Source organism: Mycolicibacterium sp. XJ2546 (assembly GCF_053483195.1).
The window spans coordinates 1-17917 of the sequence record NZ_JBEFRW010000023.1; the positions used below are offsets into that span (position 1 = coordinate 1).

Here is a 17917-nt window from a genome sequence, read left to right on the forward strand (position 1 = left end):
GACACATCGTCAGTCGTAGCCGGTTGCAGGACAATCGGTTTCACCGTCACGGTAACCCGCGGTGTAGTCGGTCGCTGACCGAGTCGCATCAGGTACGAGAGCGGCGCGTCGCGGGTCGGTCCGGCATTGGCGGGACGCAGGGCGCCTTCGCACGTCGTCACACTGATTAGACGCCCGGTTCGGCACGGCGGTTCCGTCGAATGGTCATAATTGTGGCCATGGCAGACAAAAGCGGTAAGCAGGTGCGCACCGGGCCCGAGCGAATCAGGAAGCTGGCGCAGGCGGCGCTCAACGCTGATGTCACCGTCGAGCAGGTCGATACCATCCTGGAGGGGCTCAGCGAGACACTCGAGGATCTCAACAGCTCCACCGAGAACCTCGATGCCACGCTGGAACGGTTCAACGGGACGATCAACAGCATCAACGAACTCGCACCGCGGCTCAACGCGGTGGTCGACCGGATGGAGGGGATCGTCGGCCGCGTCGAACGCCTCGTCGGTGTCGGGGAATCGATGCTCTCACCGTTGGCGGCCACCGAACAGGTGGTGCGCGACGCGGTGAACAAGGTCCGGCGCAGCGCCGGGCTTTAGCAGGTCGCCTCGAGCACAAGGTTGAAGGGGGTTTCGATGGCCCGGCGAAGAGTTCGGAAACCACCGCCCGTCACGACTTCACGCAATCGACGTTCGCCGGCCTGCGCTCCAAGCGCAGCCCCGACTTCCTGGTCCAGCGATGCCGGGACACACACCATCGTGGATGCGGCGTAATACAACCGCCCGACCGGGTTGAGGTTTTCCTCTAGCGTGTCGTAGGCAAATGGTTCGACGATCATCCAGCATCCGTCGGGCTTCAGCGAGCCGCGCACATGGGCGGCCGCGCCGGTGGGATCGCCCATGTCGTGTAGGCAGTCGAAGAATGTCACGAGGTCGTAGTCGGTGCCCGGATACTCCGCGGCGGCGCCAACCTCGAACCGGATGTTGTCGGTTAGGCCATGTGCTTTGGCGTGTTTTCGGGCTTCGCAAATGGATTCCGGATGGAAATCGAATCCAACGAACTCCGAATCCGGAAAAGCCTTGGCCATCAGGACTGTCGTGTAGCCGTGGCCGCAACCGACGTCGGCCACCTTCGCGCCGTCGCTGAGCTTCTCCAGCACGCCGTCCAGCGCGGGAAGCCAATTGTCGATCAGGTGGACCAGGTATCCCGGACGGAAAAAGCGGGCCACCGCGCAGAACAGGCAGTTCGTCTGGTGAGCCCAGCCAACTCCGCCGCCGGTTCTGAACGCGGCCTGCACTTTGTCCTGATTCCCCAGGTAGGCGGCGGCTGCATCGAAGGCGTCGACGAGGTAGCTGGGGCTGTCCTCGTCGGCAAAGACCGCCGCCTGCTCGGCAGTCAACGCGAACTGCTGCGTCGTCGGGTCGTAACTGACGTAGTTCGATGCCGCGTGATAGGACAGCCATTCCCGGACATACCGTTCCGCCAGGCCGGCTTCCTGCGCCAGCGCGGCAGAGTTCAACGGGCCGTGGGTTCGCAACGCTTCGTACAGTCCGAGCTGACGGCCCATGCGTACCAAGGCGATACCGAAAGCACCACCAAGGTCATGGAGGACCTGCCCGAGAAAGGTGTTCAGTTTGTGTTCGTCCATTCGGATCACCTCGAATTGATCAAATCATCCGCAGCATGGCGGCTCGTGAACAAGACTTTGAGACATGCTGACCACGCTTGCAATGGCTCGGTCACCGGCGGTCTTGATCGAAACACCGGGGTGATGGAATGGATCCATTGTCGGATGTGCTGCGAACCACCCCGTTGCGCGGCGGCGTGTTTCTGCACGCGGAGTTCTCCGATCCATGGTGCTTGAGCACCCGGGTGCGGCCGGAGACCTGCGCTCCATTTCTCGGCAAGACAGCCGAGATCATTCCTTACCACTTCGTCGTCGAAGGTCGGCTGCGCGTGCAGATGCCGGCCGGTCCCCCGTTCGAACTGAACACCGGCGAACTGGTGATGTTCCCGCGCAACGACTTACACCTACTCGGCGGCGACCTGCGTCTGCGCCCGGTGGCAAGCGATGACATCGTCAAGCCTTCCGTCGGTGGCGGGCTGTCGGCCATCCGGCTCGGCGGCGGCGGCGCCAGGACTCGGATCGTCTGCGGATTCCTTGGCGGTGACAACCTCGGTCGGAATCCCGTTGTCGCAGCACTGCCCTCAGCACTTCGCCTGCACCTTGGACAAGGTGGAGCGGCCCAGTGGATCCGTAGCACTTTCAGTTACGCAGCAGATGAGATCGCCACGGGTCGCATGGGTGCCGAGACCGTGCTGGCGAAGATTTCTGAGCTGCTGTTCGTGGAAGCCGTGCGCCGGTACGCCGAAGGGTTGCCGGCAGAACAGACCGGCTGGCTGGCGGGGCTCAGAGACCCGTACGTCTCGCATGCACTGAACCTGCTCCACGCCAGGCCCGGTGATCCCTGGACCGCAGAGACATTGAGCCGGGAGGTGGCACTGTCCCGCTCCGCTCTGGCTGACCGCTTCAACCGGCTGATCGGCATCCCGCCGATGCAATACCTGACCCAATGGCGGATGCAGATCGCCACACACGAACTGCGCCAGGGCAACAGATCGATGATTCAGCTGGCGAAACGAGTGGGATACGACTCCGAAGCCGCATTCTCCAGGGCGTTCAAGCGTGAGACTGGTATGCCACCTGCGACCTGGCGCCGTCAGTGCGGCGAAGACTAGCCGCTGTTGCGCAGTGCGCTGGCCAGCCCGCTCATGGTGAGCAGGATGCCGCGCTGCACAAGTTCGTCGGTGTCACCCGATCGGTACCGGCGTAGCAGCTCCACCTGCAGATGGTTCAGCGGTTCCAGGTACGGAAACCTGTTGAACACCGAACGTGCCAGCGCGGGGTTGTCGGCCAGCAGATCCTCCTGGCCGGTGATCAGCTTGTGCATCCGGATGGTGCGGTGGTACTCGTCGAGGATCTTGTCGAACACCCTGCTGCGCAGCGCCTCGTCCTCGACCAGCTCGGAGTAGCGCGCCGCCAGCCCCATATCGGATTTGGCGAGCACCTGCGCCATGTTAGACAGCACGGTGCGGAAGAACGGCCAGCGCCGATACAGCTCCTGCAACGTCTGCAGCTGCCCGTCGTCACCGGCGACGTAATCTTCGAACGCTGTACCAGTGCCGTACCAGCCCGGCAGCATCACCCGCGACTGGCTCCACGCCAGCACCCACGGGATCGCGCGCAGATCGGCGATCGACGTTGTGGGTTTGCGCGACGTCGGCCTGCTGCCGATGTTGAGTGCACCGATCTCGCTGACCGGTGTGGACAACATGAAGTAGTCGACGAAACCCGGTGTGTCATGTACTAATTCGGAGTAGGCGCGACGCGCGCTGGTCGCCAGGTCGTCGAGCACCCGATACGCCGGCTCCGCGTCATCGCCGAGGCCTTCGACGTCGAGCAGCGTGGCCTCCAGCGTCGCGGCCAGCAGCGTCTCCAGGTTGCGGCGCGCGATCTGCGGTTCGGCGTATTTGGCCGCGATCACCTCACCCTGTTCGGTGAGCCGCAACGACCCGTTCACCGCGCCCGGCGGCTGGGCGAGGATCGCCTCGTAGCTGGGGCCGCCGCCGCGACCGACGGTGCCGCCGCGGCCGTGGAAGAGCCGCAACCGGATCCCGGTATTGCGAGCCGACTCGACCAGATCGAGTTCGGCCCGGTACAGCGCCCAGTTGGCCGCCAGGTATCCGCCGTCCTTGTTGGAGTCTGAATAACCCAGCATCACTTCCTGGTGGTCACTGCGCGCCGCGACGACGGCCCGGTACAGCGGCACCTGCAGCGCCGCTTCCAGTACCGAGGCGCCGCGTTGCAGGTCCTCGATCGTCTCGAACAATGGCACGATGCCGACCGGCGCATATGCGTGCTCTGTCGAAACATCGAGCAGGCCAGCTTCTTTGAGTAGCAATGCCGCTTCGAGCAGGTCGGAGACCGACTCGCACATCGAGATGATGTAGTTGGGCACTGCCCGCGGGCCGAACACTCGCACGGCCCGCGCCGCGGCCACCATGATGTCGAGTTCTTTGCGGGCCAGCTCGGACAGTTCGGCGTCCGGTTTCACAAGCGGCCGCCTGTTGGCCAACTCCGCGGCCAACAACTCGACGCGCTCCTGTTCGGGCAGGCCGCCGTAGTCGGGGTGCACACCGGCCCACTCCAGCAGCTCGGTGATCACCTCTTCGTGGACGTCGGAGTTTTGCCGCATGTCCAGCGCGCACAGGTGAAAGCCGAATACCCGCACTGCTTCTCGCAGCGCGGCCAGCCGATCGTCGGCAAGTAGCGCGCTGCCGTCGGCCCGCAGTGACGCGTCCACGACATCGAGGTCGGCGAGCAGGTCGTGCGACGTCTCATAGCGCGGCAAGCCGAGGTCGAGTTCGCGTTCGGGCTGGTGGTCGAGGATCTCCCCGGCCGTGGCGGTAAGCCGGCCGCGGATGACGCGTACCGCGCGACGATACGGTTCGTCGTCGCGGACGGGATCGGCGCACGTGTCGGCCAGCGCAGTCAGCGCCTCGCTGGTCGTCACGAGCCGGGCGGACATCGACAACTCTTCTTCCAGCGCGGCGAGCTCACTGAAGTAGTGATCCAGTGCAGTGAACGCGGCTTCACCCGTCGCGATCCGCACCACCTCACCGGTGACGTTCGGGTTGCCGTCGCGGTCGCCGCCGATCCAGGACCCCGGCCGCAACATCGGCTCGTCGAGCAATCCGGTGTCGGACCAACGTTCTTGAAGTGCCGCGCGCACTTCGGCGTTTACCTGCGGGATGACCTCGAAGAACGCCGACCGGTAGTACCGTAGCCCGGTCTCGATCTCATCCTGGATCTGCAACCGCGACAACCGGACCAAGGCGGTCTGCCACATCGTCAGGATGTGTCTGCGCAGTTCGTCTTCGATATCGCCGAAGCCGTGCAGCCGCTGACGCATCAGCTCGGTGATCCGATGCTGGGTGGAGAAGATGGTGCGTCGGCGCGTCTCGGTGGGGTGCGCGGTAATCACCGGCGACACCAGCGCACCAGTGAGCGCCTCGGCGACCCGGTCCGAATCCAGCTGGGCGGAATCGAGTTTCGCATATGTGGCGGCCAGGCTGCTGGGTTGCGGCGGCTCGCCGGCGGCCACATGCACTGCGCGCCGGCGCTCCCGGTGGATGTCCTCGGCGACGTTGGCCAGCAGCGCGAACTGCGTGAATGCGCGGATGATGGCGATCGACTTCCGCACGGCGATGCCGTCGAACATCCCGGCCAGCTCGGCACGGTCAATCTCGGAGCGCCGAACCCGGAAAGATTCCACGCGGGCGCGTTCGACCAGGTCGAAGATCTCCTCACCGTTGTGTTCACGGATGGTGTCGCCGAGAATCCCGCCGAGCAACCGGATGTCTTCGCGCATCGGCTCGGTCGCCTCGCGGCCGACCTGGGTGCGCTGTACCGAGCCGATCGGCTCGAGATCGTCGACCATGCGTTCCAGTATCCGTGCCGCCACGTTTCTTGCCCACTCAACGACCACCGAAGAAGTTTGGCCATTCCCGGAAAACGGCGCGCGGATGCGCGGACGATATTTCCATCTCGACACCTCTGTAGGAGGCCATCATGGCCACAACCATCACCAACACCGGATCCGCTTTGACCCGCTTCGCATCGGCCGCGGTGTTCGCCGCTGCGGTCGCACTGTCGGCGAATGCGATCGCCGCCGCCGCACCCGACGACGGCGAATGGGACATCGAGGCCTACGACAACTGCATGAAGCAGACCGTCAGAAGTGCTGACCTCTGCTGCGTCGACTCGGGCGGGGTGCCCACCTCGGATCCGGACGACACGCAGGCCGACGGTTCGCCGAACTGCTACGCGCCGCCTGCTGAGGCCCAAGGGGTCGAACAACCAGGCGTGCCACCGCGAATGCCGCCAGGGGCGGTCATCGGCCAGCTACCGGTGGCGCCGGAGGCTCCCCAGAATCCCGGTATGGCGCCGATCGTGACGCCGTCGGTGGTCGCTCCCCGCTAGCCGTACTTGATCTGCAGGCCGACGCCGATGATCGCCACCAGCCAGATACCGGTGATGAACAGCGTCAGACGGTCCAGGTTCTTCTCGACGACCGTCGAGCCGGACAAGCTCGACTGCACACCGCCGCCGAACAAGCTCGACAGCCCGCCGCCCTTGGCGCGATGCAGCAGGACCAGGAGGATAACCAGCAAGCTGGTCACAACCAGGAGTATCTGCAGGCCCAATTCCATGGCAGCCAGCGTACAGGCCGGAGTTGGCCGCTACGGCAACGGCCCGCCGGCCGCGATGGCCGACAGCGTGGCGAACTGCTCACCGTCCAACGACGCCCCGCCGACCAGCGCCCCGTCCACGTCATCTTGCGCGACGATCTCGCCGACGTTCTTGGCGTTCACCGAACCGCCGTAGAGCACCCGCACCCCGGCGGCCAGGTCAGCGGATGCCAGTGCTGCCAGCTCCGTGCGGATGGCATTACAGACCTCCTGCGCATCGGCTGCGCTGGCGACGCGTCCCGTGCCGATGGCCCACACCGGCTCGTAGGCGATTACCGCCTGCCCGATCTGCTCGGTCGACAGGCCGGCCAGCGAACCGCGCAGCATCTCCACGTTGTGTTCGACGTGGTTGCCCGCCTCGCGCACCTCAAGCTGCTCGCCGATGCAGATGATGGGCACCAGCCCGTGCCGGAACGCGGCGGCGGCCTTCGCGGCAACAACGGCGTCGTCCTCGTGGTGATAGGTCCGGCGCTCCGAGTGCCCGACAACGACGAACGTGCACCCCAGCTTGGCCAGGAAGGCGCCGCTGATCTCGCCGGTGTAAGCGCCGGAATCATGCTGTGACAGATCCTGGGCACCGTACGTCAGCAGCAGCTTGTCCCCGTCGACCAACGTCTGCACGCTGCGCAGGTCGGTGAACGGCGGCAGCACCGCGACGTCGACCTTGTCGAAGTACTTCGCCGGCAGCGCGAACGCGATCTTCTGCACCAACGCGATCGCCTCGAAGTGGTTGAGGTTCATCTTCCAGTTGCCGGCGATCAGCGGCTTGCGGCTCACGACTGTGGTACCTCTCACTCTTCCAGAACGGCTCACTCTTCTAAAACGGCTCACTCTTCTAAAACAGTAATGCCGGGCAGTTTCTTGCCCTCAAGGTATTCCAACGACGCCCCGCCTCCGGTGGAAATGTGGGAAAAGCCGTCGGCCGGCAGGCCGAGTTGACGCACCGCGGCCGCCGAATCGCCGCCGCCGACGACGCTGAACGCGCCCTTGCCCGTCGCGGCGATGATGGCCTCGGCCACCCCCTTGGTCCCCGCGGCGAACGACGCGAACTCGAACACGCCCATCGGGCCGTTCCAGAACACGGTCTGGGCGTTGGACAACAGGTTGGTGAACCGCTCCACCGAACCCGGGCCGATGTCCAAACCCATTTTGCCGCCGGGGATCTGGTCGGCACGCACGGTCTCAGGAGTGGCATCGGCGACGAACTCGTCGGCCACCACGATGTCCACCGGCAGGTGGATCACGTCGGCGTAGGTGTCCAGCAGCTTGCGGCAGGTCTCGATCATGCTCTCTTCGAGAAGTGAATTGCCCACCGGAAGCCCTTGGGACGCAAGGAATGTGAAGCACATCCCGCCGCCGATGATGATGCTGTCGGCTTTGGTCGCCAGGTTCTCGATGACCGCGAGCTTGTCGGACACCTTTGATCCGCCGAGCACCACGGCGTAGGGCCTCTCGGTCGAACTGGTCAGCTGCTCGAGGACCTTGACCTCGGCTTCCACCAATCGGCCCGCATAATGCGGCAGCAGCGTGGCCACGTCGTACACCGAGGCCTGCTTGCGGTGCACCACCCCGAAGCCGTCGGACACGAAGCTGCCCGGCGAACCGTCAGGGGCGCTGACGAGTTCGGCCAGCTGTCTGGCAAGTGCCAGCCGCTCGTCGTCGTCCTTGCTGGTCTCGCGCGGATCGAAGCGGATGTTCTCCAGCAGCAGCACGTCGCCGTCGGTCAGGCCCTCGGCCCGGGCCAGCGCGTCAGTACCCACGACATCACCGGCCAACTGCACGTGTCTGCCCAGCTGCTCCCCCAGCGCCGCGGCCACCGGCGCCAGCGACAACTTGGGGTCCGGGGCGCCCTTGGGCCTGCCCAGGTGCGCGGTGACGATGACCTTCGCACCGGCGTCGGCCAGTGCGCGCAGCGTCGGCACCGACGCGGTGATCCGCCCGGGGTCGGTGATGTCGCCGTCGTCCAGCGGGACGTTGAGATCCGAGCGCACCAACACGCCTCTGCCCGAAACACCCTCGGCGAGAAGGTCGTCGAGTGATTTGATCGCCACAGCTGCCGCGTCTGCTAGAGGGACTTGCCGACCAGCGCAACCAGATCCACGCACCGGTTGGCGTAGCCCCACTCGTTGTCGTACCAGGACACCACCTTGGCCTGGTTGTCGATCACCTTCGTCAGCCCGGAGTCGAACAGCGAGCTGTGCGGATCGGTGACAATGTCGGCCGACACGATCGGGACGTCGTAGTACTTGAGAATCCCCTTGAGCGGACCGTCGGCGGCGGCCTTGAACGCCGCGTTGATCGCCTCCACGGTGGCCGACCTGCTCAGCTCCGCGGTCAAATCGGTAACCGAACCGGTGGGAATCGGCACCCGCAGCGCATAACCGTCGAGCTTGCCCTGCAACTCCGGCAGCACCAGCCCGATGGCCTTGGCCGCACCAGTGGAGGTCGGCACGATGTTCACCGCGGCAGCGCGGGCGCGGCGCAGGTCGCTGTGCGGGCCGTCCTGCAGATTCTGGTCCTGGGTGTAGGCGTGGATGGTCGTCATCAGGCCCTTGACGATGCCGAACTCGTCGTTGAGGACCTTGGCCAGCGGGCCGAGGCAGTTCGTGGTGCACGACGCATTGGAGATGATGTTCTGGCTGCCGTCGTACTTGTCCTCGTTCACGCCGAGCACGACCGTCAGGTCCTCGCCCTTGGCGGGTGCGGAGATGATGACCTTCTTGGCGCCGGCCTCCAGGTGGCCCTTGGCCTTTGCGGCGTCGGTGAAGATACCGGTGGACTCGACCACCACGTCCACGCCCAAGTCACCCCACGGCAGCGCGGCCGGGCCCTCCTTGACCTCCAGCGCCTTGATCTTGGTGTTGCCGATGACGATCGTGTCCTCGCCCTCGAGAGAGACGTCCTCGGGGAGCCGACCCAGAATCGAGTCGAACTTCAGCAGATGGGCCAAGGTGGCATTGTCGGTGAGGTCGTTGACCGCGACGACCTCGATATCGGTGCTCTTGCCCTCGGCCTGCTGCGCCGCCAGGGCACGGTAGAAGTTGCGCCCGATGCGGCCGAAACCGTTAACGCCTACCCGGATCGTCACGTCCGTGCCTTTCTTTGTTGGAGGAGGTCTGTTTCCGTTCGATGCGCCAGCGCAGCGTTGGGGCACATCGATGATTACCAGACGGCGGATCGCAGCACGATCTCGGAGGCAACCTGAGCTATGAAGTGTGGTGCATGCCGCGACGACCGTACTAACCGGAAATCGCCGCAAATGTAACGTCCGCTGGCGTGTACCGCGTCCAGCGCATCTGAATTACTCACTATGGCTGTGGTATTGACGTTGATTGGCGGACAAGGCACGCCGTGGGCGAAGCACGGTCGGCCAGCTACTTCGGGGTGACCGACATCGATCACCACCAACCCGGTGAAGCGATCCGGACGGGCCGCGGCCAGCCTCCACGCCAACTCACCACCGCCCCGGTCTCCGGCCAGCACGGCACATTTCACGCCGATCGCATCGAGTATCCCTACCACTGTGTCAACGGTCATCCGATCGTCAATGTCGATGACAACAGTGCGTAGATCCGCGATGCGCAGGCGTTGGCATACGGCGTCCAACGGACTCGGCAGCCGGGTCAGTAGCACCACTGGAGACCCGTGGCTTGGACCCGAAACCCAGGCCGTCTCAACGATTCCATCGAAAACCAGGCAGTCGGCGCGCTGCACATGCGATGGTGCCCGACGCCTGCGAGGGTTCGGTGCGGTGCGGCGAGGATGGATGCTCGGCCGGGTAGCTCGGTGTGCGTCGATGACAAGGTCGGCCCCCGCAACGCTCTTGACATCTGACACCGCAACCTCCAGGGGATAACGTATTTCGTCTCTGTTCAATCGTTACGGTGCCGTAGCAGCAGTCCGACAGGAATGTTGCCAGCGTGATGCACAACTGTCTATCGAGCATTCATCATCGACATCGCGCTGTTTACTTCAGCCAAACGGACACGTCAGACGTTTCGAGCCACGAACGGGCTCACGCGCTCAGTACCAACGCGGCCAGAGCTTCAGCGAGCCGGATCGCGTCCAGCGGGTGCACCACCACCGCATCGGCCTGCGCCCAGCGCGCTAACCATCCGTCCTCTGATCGTCCGATGAGAACGATGATCGGCGGACATTCGTCGACTTCGTTCCGCACCTGTTTCGCGATGGCCATGCCGCCCGCGGGGGTGGCCTCGCCGTCGAGTATGGCCAGCCCAATGTTGCCTGTATGCACCAGCGCGATCGCCGCCGCATGCGTTGCGGCCTCGACATACTCGACCTCTGGGAGTCCTGGGTGTGGACGTGAGCCCAAACCGGTGAGCACCTGACCGCGAGTCGCTGCGTTGTCGCTGTAGACCAGAACCCGCATTCGTTCACGGGCGGCCAGCACCCTCGGCTCCTTCATGGCGGTGATGCTAAGCCGGAGTTCGGCACCGGGAAATGTTGCCGCTCAGATTCCCCGCCTACCCCACCCACATGGGGGATGGCCGTAACGCACCGTGCCAGCAATATCAGATTGATCCCGGTTGCCCGGGTGCGGCGACCCCAAGTGACCAACTCGATGCAAGGAACGGCTCATGCTTGCTTCTCACACGACCCTTGTGCAGTTCCTGATCAACGAGAGACGCGAGCATCCGAGCGCGAGCGGTGACCTCAACGGCCTGATACTCAGTGTGGCGCTTGCGTGTAAGGCAATCTCCAAGCGTGTCGCGGTCGGGGAGCTAGCTGGCGCCGTCGGTTCCGCCGGCGGGGTGAATGTCCAGGGCGAAGTCCAGCACAAGCTCGACGTGGTGGCCAACGATTACTTCCTGCGGGCCAACGAATGGGGTGGCCAGGTCGCCGGGATGGCGTCCGAGGAGCTCGACCATCCCTATCTGCTTCCCGGGGAGTACCCACGCGGCAAGTACCTGCTGATATTCGACCCGTTGGATGGGTCATCGAACATCGATGTCAATGTCTCAGTGGGCAGCATATTTTCGATCCTGCGGGCTGCCCATCCGGGTGCCGACCCCAGTCCCGAGGACTTTCTGCAGCCCGGGGCCGAGCAGGTGTGTGCCGGGTACGCCCTCTATGGGCCGTCAACGGTGCTTGTGCTCACGGTGGGGACCGGCGTGCACGCCTTCACATTGGATCCCGGACTCGGAGAGTTCATCCTGACTCGTGAATCCATACTTATTCCACCCACTGCGAAAGAGTTCGCGATCAACGCCTCCAACCGGCGATTCTGGGAACCGGCCGTGCGGCGGTATATCGACGAGTGTCTGGCGGGCCGGTCGGGACCTCGGGGACGGGACTTCAACATGCGTTGGGTCGCCTCCCTCGTGGCCGAGACACACCGAATACTCACGCGAGGAGGCGTTTTCCTCTATCCGCGCGATACAAAAGACGCCAGCAAGCCCGGTCGTCTGAGACTTCTGTACGAGGCCAGCCCGGTGGCGTTCCTGATCGAGCAGGCAGGCGGCGCGGCCAGCACCGGGCGTGGCCGCATACGCGATGTCGTTCCAGAGCACATCCACCAGCGCGTGCCGTTGATCTTTGGCGTGAAAGAGGAAGTGGAACGGATCGAAAGCTACCACCTGGAAAGCAATGACAACCCCGGGGATTTGCCGCTGTACGGCCGTCGCGGACTGTTCCGCGCCACGGTTGGCTGAGGAAGGAGAGATCCGTGTCTCGTCTGCATCCGATCATTTCGGTTACCGGGTCGTCTGGCGCCGGCACCACGTCGGTGATGCGCACCTTCGAGCAGATCTTCCGCCGTGAGCAGGTGCGCGTGGCTTTCGTCGAGGGTGACAGCTTCCACCGCTTCAACCGTGCAGAAATGAAGGCTGCCATCGCGGACGCCTACGCCCGGGGCGACCACAGCTTCAGCCACTTCGGACCCGACGCAAACCTGTTCGAGGAACTCCAGGATCTGTTTCAGACCTACGGTGAAACAGGGACCGGAAAGGTTCGACGGTATCTGCACGACGAGAAGGAAGCCGAGCCCTACGGGCAGGATCCGGGAACGTTCACGCCGTGGGAGGCCATACCGGACAACACCGACATGCTCTTCTACGAGGGCCTGCATGGTGCTGTTGCAACCGACGAAGTCAACGTCGCGGCCTACGCGGACTTGCGCATAGGCGTTGTGCCGGTGATCAACCTGGAGTGGATCCAGAAGTTGCATCGGGACAAGCTGACGCGTGGGTATAGCTCAGAAGCCGTTACCGACACGATCCTTCGCCGGATGCCGGACTATCTGAACTACATCTGTCCCCAGTTTTCGAACACCGACGTCAACTTCCAGCGCGTGCCTGTCGTCGACACATCCAACCCCTTCATCGCCAGAGCCATCCCAACGGCCGACGAGTCGATGCTGATCATTCGGTTTCGTGATCCGCACGGTATCGACTTCCCGTATCTGCTTTCGATGCTTCATGGTTCGTTCATGACCCGCGCGAACACCATCGTGTGTCCCGGCGGCAAAATGGATCTGGCGATGCAGCTGATCTTCACACCGATGGTGCTGCGCTTACGGGACCGGCGCATGGCCGAACTCGGCCTTCGATAGCCATTTTTCGCCGACTGAGCCCCGGCCGGTTCGCCTGCCGGGGCTCAGTTCAGGAAACCTCCGGTATTGCCTGCCAAGGCCAGCAAGGACTGCGGCAGCACCCCGAACAGCACCGTCGCGGTGGCACCTGCCAAAATCGCGACGCGGGTCATCGAACCAGGTACCACCACCTGAGGCAGGCCATCACGGTACGGCGTTGCCGAATACATGACGACAATCACGCGCACGTAAACGAATGCCGCGACGGCACTTGCGATGACACCGACGACGACCAGCGGGATTGCGCCGCCTTCACCTGCCGCCTTGAACACGGCGAATTTCGCGATGAAACCGCTGGTGAGTGGAACCCCGGCAAACGCCAGCAGGAAGATCGTGAACGCCGCACCGAGCAGCGGGGCGCGCCGACCCAAGCCGGCCCAGCTGGCGATGTCGGTGTCCTCCTCGCCACCGGCAGCGCGGACCAACGTCACGACAGCGAACGCGCCCAAGGTGGCCAAGCCGTACGCCACCAGATAAAACAACGTCGAAAAGAGCCCAGCCACGTTTGCTGCAGCAACCCCGATGAGAATGAACCCCGCCTGGGCGATCGCGGAGTAAGCCAGTATCCGCTTGATGTCGGTCTGGACGACGACCATGACCGAACCCGCGACCATGGTCACGATCGCCGCCGCCCACGTCAGCGGACGCCAGCCGGCCTGCAGGCCGGGTAATGCGACGTAGAAGATGCGCAACATGGCGCCGAAGGCAGCGATCTTGGTGGCGGCAGCCATGAACGCGGTGATCGCGGTGGGCGCACCCTGGTAAACGTCGGGGATCCAGGAGTGGAACGGCACAGCACCAACCTTGAAGAACACCCCGACCGACAACAGGCCCATGCCCACCACTGCGAGCCCACCGTGACCGGCGCCGCTGGCGAGCACCTCAGCGATACCGGTCAAGGACAACGTTCCGGCGTGCCCGTACAGCATCGCCATGCCATAGAGGAAGATTGCCGACGAGAAAGCACCCAACAGGAAGTACTTGAGGGATGCTTCCTGGGACAACACCCGACGGTGTCGCGCCAGCCCGCACAACAGGTACAACGGAAATGAGAACACCTCCAGCGCGATGAACATCGTCAACAGGTCATTGGCCGCCGGGAACAGCAGCACGCCGCCGAGTGCGAACATCGTCAGCGGAAACACCTCGGTCTGCATGGCCCGAACCTGGGTCGCCTCGATCTGGGCGACGCTGCCGGGAACCGCCGACGCCTGGGGAGTGAAGGCATCCAAACCACCGGAGCTGCGGCGCTCAGCGATCAGCAGAAGGGCCAGCACACCGATCAGCAGGATGAGGCCCTGGAGAAACAGTGTCGGCCCGTCAACGGCGACCGCGCCGACCACCGCGGCCCCATGGGCGCCGGTGAGCGCCAGTGCCATGACTGCAACCAAAGCCGCCAGCAATGCGCCCAGGCACAGGGTCAGCTGGATACGGTAACGGCGGCGGGTCGGCGCGAATGCCTCGACCGCAACCCCGATGACGGCCGCCCCGAAGACCATCAACATCGGTGAGAGCCAGCTATATTCGATGCTCGGAGCGGGCAGGCTCAGCAACATTGTCATGGGTCAGATCCTTCCGCTGCTGTCGGCACCGTCGGCTGTGGATCCTGCTGACCGATGCTCGTCAACGTGTGGGCGACCGCAGGGTTGATGAGATCAAGTGCCGGTTTGGGATAAAAGCCAAGAACGATGAGTAGGGCGATAAGTGGGCTGACCACGGCGATCTCGCGCGGCACCAAGTCGCGAAGCTTCTCATTACCGTCGGTGACAGGCCCGGTCATCATCCGCTGATAGAGCCACAGGATGTAGACGGCCGAGAGCACCAAAGCCACCGATGCCAACACCGCAAAGATCGGATAGCGGGTGAATGTTCCTACCAAGACCAGAAATTCGCTTATGAACGGTGCCAGACCAGGCAGTGCCAACGTGGCCATGCCCGCCACCAGGAAGGTGCCGGCCAACGCCGGGGCGACCTTCTGCACACCGCCATACGCAGCGATCGCACGGGTTCCCCGCCGTGACACCAAGAACCCGGCGATGAGGAACAGGGCAGCGGTCGCGATGCCGTGGTTGACCATGTACAAGGTCGAACCTGACTGCCCTTCGCTCGTCATCACGAATATGCCCATCACGATGAACCCGAAGTGCGATATCGAGGTGTAGGCGATCAGGCGCATCACATCTGTCTGGCCGATGGCCACGATGGCGCCGTAGATAATCGCTGTAACGGCCAGCGCGATGATGGCCGGACGGAAATATGTTGAGGGTTGCGGAAACAACTGCAGACAGTAGCGCAGCATGCCGAAAGTGCCGACCTTATCGACGACCGCCATCATGAGTACCGCGGTCGCCGGCGTGGCCTCCACCGCGGCGTCGGGCAACCAACTGTGAAACGGCCACAGCGGTGCCTTGATCGCGAATGCGAGCATGAACCCCAAGAACATCATGTTCAGCACCGCGGGGTTGACCAAGAGCTCGCCGTTGGCCACCGCGGCGGCGATCGTCCGAAGATCGAATGTTCCCGCGGTCTCACTACCGAGACCGTTGGTCAGCGTCGCCACATACAGCACGATCACCGCCGCAAGCATGATCAGACCACCGAACAGGTTGTACAGCAGAAATTTCAGGGCAGCCTTGCCGCGGCGCTCACCACCGAATACACCGATCAGGAAGTACAGCGGTACCAGCATGACCTCGAAGAACATGAAGAACAGCAGCACATCCAGCGCCATCAGTGAGATCAGTACCATGCCCTCGAGCAGAAGGGTCAGGGCCACATATGCGTGGGTGGACCGACCCTCATTGGCACCGTCATGCCAGCCGGCCAACAACACCACAGGCACCACGACGACGGTCAGAATGATGAGAACCAGCGCGATGCCGTCGACCCCGACGATGTAACCAACGCCGAATGAGGGGATCCAGGAGTGGCTTTCGACAAACTGATATCGATCGCCCGAGGTCTGGAACTGCGCGGTGACCAGTGCTGCGACGGCGACCGTGGCGACCGAGACCGCTACCCCGACCCACTTCGCCAGATCACGGGCGTGACGCGGCAGGGTCATCACGAAACCGGCCCCGACAACCGGAACCACCCATAGCACGCTCAACCACGGAAACTGACTCATCATAGCCTCGCCAAACTCATGGCCGCGACAATCACCGTCACGCCGATGAGTACACCAAGTCCGTAGGATCTGACGAACCCATTCTGCAGCAGGCGGATTCGTGCCGAGGCAATGCCGATAGCTTGCGCCAATCCAGTGACCATACCGTCGATTCCTCGGATGTCGAGGGTCGCCAGCGAGCGGCTCAGTGCGCGACCCGGGCGCATGAAGACGGCCTCGTTGACCGCGTCGCCGTAAAGATCCTTACGGGCAGCAACGGTCGGCGTGGACACCCACCCGGTAGCGATGGGGCTCACCGGTCGGGCGGCGTATCCGAAGTAGGCGATGACGATGCCGGTCGCCACGACCGACAACGTGATGATCGTCATCACCCAGACCGGCACCGCATGGTGGACGTGGTGACTGCCAACGACCGGTTCTAGCCAATGCTTCAGTGCCCCGCCGAGGCTGAGCGCCGCGCCACCCACGACCGATCCGAAGGCCAACACGATCATCGGCCACGTCATGACCGCCGGTGATTCGTGTGGATGCGTGTCGGGGCGCCAGCGCGCCCGACCGAAGAACGTGAGCAGCATCACCCTTGTCATGTAGAACGCGGTGATCCCGGCACCCACCAGGGCCGCGCCGCCAAACAGCCATCCGCGTACTCCGCCAGCGGCAAAGGCGGTTTCGATGATGGCGTCTTTGGAGAAGAACCCGGCAAAAGGTGGAACACCGATGATGGCCAGATAGCCGATCCCGAAAGTGACAAACGTGACGGGCAGCAGTTTGCGCAGCCCCCCGTAGTGCCGCATGTTGACCTCATCGTTCATGGCGTGCATTACCGATCCGGCGCCGAGGAAAAGGCCGGCTTTGAACAAGCCGTGCGCCAGTAGATGCATGATCGCCACCGCGTAACCCGCCGGTCCGAGTCCAGCCGCCAGCACCATGTAGCCGATCTGACTCATGGTGGACGCGGCCAAGGCCTTTTTGATGTCGTCCTTGGCGCAGCCGATGATCGCTCCGAACAACAGCGTGACTGCGCCCACGATCGCCACCGCCAGTTGAGCCGCGGGAGCCAGGTTGAACAGCGGACCGGAACGAACGATCAGGTATACACCCGCTGTCACCATCGTGGCCGCGTGAATAAGCGCCGACACTGGGGTGGGGCCCTCCATCGCATCGCCAAGCCAGGACTGCAGCGGAACTTGCGCGCTCTTGCCGCAGGCTGCCAACAACAGCAATAACCCCACGACGGTGAGGGTGGTCTCCGATAAGGCTGGAGCTGCGGCGAAAACCCCCGTATATGAGATGGACCCGACCGCGGCGAACATGGCCATGATCGCGATCACCAAACCGACATCGCCGACCCGGTTGACGATGAACGCCTTCTTGGCCGCAGTAGCCGCCGAAGACTTGTGCGACCAAAACCCGATCAACAGGTAGGACGCCAGACCGACGCCCTCCCAACCGAAGTAGAGCCCGAGATAGTTGTCGGCCAGTACCAGCAGAAGCATGGCGGCAAGGAAGAGGTTGAGATAGGCAAAGAACAATCTGCGGCCGGGATCCGCGGCCATATATCCGATGGAGTAAATGTGGATCAGCGAACCCACACCGGTGATCAGCAGCACGAAACACACGGACAATGCGTCCAGTTGCAGCCCGAAGTCGACCTGCAGTCGTGCCACCGGCACCCAGGAGAAAAGTGTTTCGTGGATCACCCGATCATGGGCATCGCGCCGCAGAAGGTCGGCAAACAACACGGTAGCAACGGCAAACGATGCCAACGCGGCGGTGCACCCCAGCCAGTCACCCCAGTTGTTCGCCTTCTTGCCACCCAGAAGCAGGACCACCGACCCGGCCAGCGGCAACATGATCAACATCCACACCATCGTCAT

At 63.6% G+C, this 17917-nt stretch carries 16 protein-coding genes; 6 read left to right on the forward strand and 10 right to left on the reverse strand.

The genetic code is table 11. The features are described 5' to 3' along the window. The first annotated feature begins 218 nt into the window (after positions 1-218). Positions 219-590, forward strand: coding sequence for an ATPase (locus ABQE44_RS24140; protein ID WP_448432353.1), 372 nt, complete (start codon positions 219-221; stop codon positions 588-590). On the opposite strand, the gene ABQE44_RS24145 is transcribed toward ABQE44_RS24140, so the two are convergent. Then, positions 587-1639, reverse strand: a complete 1053-nt coding sequence (locus tag ABQE44_RS24145; protein ID WP_448432355.1) for a class I SAM-dependent methyltransferase — start codon at positions 1637-1639, stop codon at positions 587-589. The genes ABQE44_RS24140 and ABQE44_RS24145 overlap by 4 nt on opposite strands. A 128-nt stretch (positions 1640-1767) precedes the next feature. Between ABQE44_RS24145 and ABQE44_RS24150 the strand changes: the two genes are divergently transcribed. Next, complete coding sequence (locus ABQE44_RS24150) at positions 1768-2730, forward strand: AraC family transcriptional regulator (protein WP_448432357.1); 963 nt, start codon at positions 1768-1770, stop codon at positions 2728-2730. Here the strand turns inward: ABQE44_RS24150 and ppc are convergent. Then, complete coding sequence (ppc, locus tag ABQE44_RS24155) at positions 2727-5492, reverse strand: phosphoenolpyruvate carboxylase (RefSeq protein ID WP_448432359.1); 2766 nt, start codon at positions 5490-5492, stop codon at positions 2727-2729. The genes ABQE44_RS24150 and ppc overlap by 4 nt on opposite strands. Positions 5493-5623: 131 nt before the next feature. On the opposite strand from ppc, the gene ABQE44_RS24160 reads away from it, so the two are divergent. Continuing rightward, the gene (locus ABQE44_RS24160; protein ID WP_448391340.1) at positions 5624-6034 is read left to right on the forward strand and encodes a hypothetical protein; all 411 of its coding nucleotides are present in this window, start codon (positions 5624-5626) and stop codon (positions 6032-6034) included. Here ABQE44_RS24160 and secG read toward each other — a convergent pair. The 4 genes from secG to gap are packed head-to-tail and all read right to left on the reverse strand — an operon-like array spanning position 6031 to position 9391. Beyond that, on the reverse strand, positions 6031-6264 hold the full coding sequence (gene secG / locus ABQE44_RS24165; RefSeq protein ID WP_448391339.1) for a preprotein translocase subunit SecG: 234 nt from the start codon (positions 6262-6264) through the stop codon (positions 6031-6033). The two genes, ABQE44_RS24160 and secG, sit on opposite strands and share 4 nt — an antisense overlap. A gap of 30 nt (positions 6265-6294) precedes the next feature. Further along, positions 6295-7080 carry a triose-phosphate isomerase gene (gene tpiA / locus ABQE44_RS24170; protein ID WP_448391338.1) on the reverse strand — a complete coding sequence of 262 codons (786 nt, stop codon included), beginning with the start codon at positions 7078-7080 and terminating at the stop codon, positions 6295-6297. 50 nt (positions 7081-7130) lie between these two features. Next, positions 7131-8354: a phosphoglycerate kinase gene (locus tag ABQE44_RS24175; protein ID WP_448432361.1), complete on the reverse strand. Its 1224-nt coding sequence runs from the start codon at positions 8352-8354 to the stop codon at positions 7131-7133. Between the two features lie 14 nt (positions 8355-8368). Beyond that, entirely contained in the window at positions 8369-9391 is a 1023-nt protein-coding gene (gene gap / locus ABQE44_RS24180) for a type I glyceraldehyde-3-phosphate dehydrogenase (RefSeq protein ID WP_448432363.1), read from the reverse strand. Positions 9392-9654: 263 nt separating this feature from the next. On the opposite strand from gap, the gene ABQE44_RS24185 reads away from it, so the two are divergent. Next, a complete protein-coding gene (locus tag ABQE44_RS24185; protein WP_064928014.1) occupies positions 9655-9873 on the forward strand; it encodes a hypothetical protein in 219 nt (72 codons plus the stop codon). 445 nt (positions 9874-10318) lie between these two features. Here the strand turns inward: ABQE44_RS24185 and ABQE44_RS24190 are convergent, their stop codons facing one another. Continuing rightward, positions 10319-10729, reverse strand: a complete 411-nt coding sequence (locus ABQE44_RS24190) for a hypothetical protein (RefSeq protein WP_064928015.1) — start codon at positions 10727-10729, stop codon at positions 10319-10321. Positions 10730-10901: 172 nt separating this feature from the next. On the opposite strand from ABQE44_RS24190, the gene ABQE44_RS24195 reads away from it, so the two are divergent. Together ABQE44_RS24195 and ABQE44_RS24200 are read left to right on the forward strand one after the other, a co-directional pair. Continuing rightward, positions 10902-11975 (forward strand): class 1 fructose-bisphosphatase, encoded by a 1074-nt coding sequence (locus tag ABQE44_RS24195; RefSeq protein WP_064928016.1) that lies wholly within the window; start codon positions 10902-10904, stop codon positions 11973-11975. A gap of 14 nt (positions 11976-11989) precedes the next feature. Further along, positions 11990-12874, forward strand: coding sequence for a phosphoribulokinase (locus ABQE44_RS24200; RefSeq protein WP_069407690.1), 885 nt, complete (start codon positions 11990-11992; stop codon positions 12872-12874). 44 nt (positions 12875-12918) lie between these two features. Here the strand turns inward: ABQE44_RS24200 and nuoN are convergent, their stop codons facing one another. From nuoN to nuoL, 3 genes are read right to left on the reverse strand one after another with little or no spacing between them, the layout of a single operon-like run. Then, on the reverse strand, positions 12919-14475 hold the full coding sequence (gene nuoN / locus ABQE44_RS24205) for an NADH-quinone oxidoreductase subunit NuoN (RefSeq protein WP_082933146.1): 1557 nt from the start codon (positions 14473-14475) through the stop codon (positions 12919-12921). Then, complete coding sequence (locus tag ABQE44_RS24210; RefSeq protein WP_448421859.1) at positions 14472-16043, reverse strand: NADH-quinone oxidoreductase subunit M; 1572 nt, start codon at positions 16041-16043, stop codon at positions 14472-14474. Before ABQE44_RS24210 ends, nuoN begins: the two co-directional genes overlap by 4 nt. Continuing rightward, positions 16040-17917: an NADH-quinone oxidoreductase subunit L gene (nuoL, locus tag ABQE44_RS24215; protein WP_069407693.1), complete on the reverse strand. Its 1878-nt coding sequence runs from the start codon at positions 17915-17917 to the stop codon at positions 16040-16042. Before nuoL ends, ABQE44_RS24210 begins: the two co-directional genes overlap by 4 nt.

Bases quoted from the DNA above. Each gene is read 5' to 3' on its own strand.
- secG (WP_448391339.1), bottom strand. From the start codon at position 6,264: ATGGAATTGGGCCTGCAGATACTCCTGGTTGTGACCAGCTTGCTGGTT.
- ABQE44_RS24210 (WP_448421859.1), bottom strand. From the start codon at position 16,043: ATGATGAGTCAGTTTCCGTGGTTGAGCGTGCTATGGGTGGTTCCGGTT.
- nuoN (WP_082933146.1), bottom strand. From the start codon at position 14,475: ATGACAATGTTGCTGAGCCTGCCCGCTCCGAGCATCGAATATAGCTGG.
- ABQE44_RS24140 (WP_448432353.1), top strand. From the start codon at position 219: ATGGCAGACAAAAGCGGTAAGCAGGTGCGCACCGGGCCCGAGCGAATC.
- ABQE44_RS24150 (WP_448432357.1), top strand. From the start codon at position 1,768: ATGGATCCATTGTCGGATGTGCTGCGAACCACCCCGTTGCGCGGCGGC.
- nuoL (WP_069407693.1), bottom strand. From the start codon at position 17,917: ATGACGATGGTGTGGATGTTGATCATGTTGCCGCTGGCCGGGTCGGTG.
- ABQE44_RS24160 (WP_448391340.1), top strand. From the start codon at position 5,624: ATGGCCACAACCATCACCAACACCGGATCCGCTTTGACCCGCTTCGCA.
- ABQE44_RS24195 (WP_064928016.1), top strand. From the start codon at position 10,902: ATGCTTGCTTCTCACACGACCCTTGTGCAGTTCCTGATCAACGAGAGA.
- ABQE44_RS24190 (WP_064928015.1), bottom strand. From the start codon at position 10,729: ATGAAGGAGCCGAGGGTGCTGGCCGCCCGTGAACGAATGCGGGTTCTG.
- ppc (WP_448432359.1), bottom strand. From the start codon at position 5,492: ATGGTCGACGATCTCGAGCCGATCGGCTCGGTACAGCGCACCCAGGTC.
- ABQE44_RS24145 (WP_448432355.1), bottom strand. From the start codon at position 1,639: ATGGACGAACACAAACTGAACACCTTTCTCGGGCAGGTCCTCCATGAC.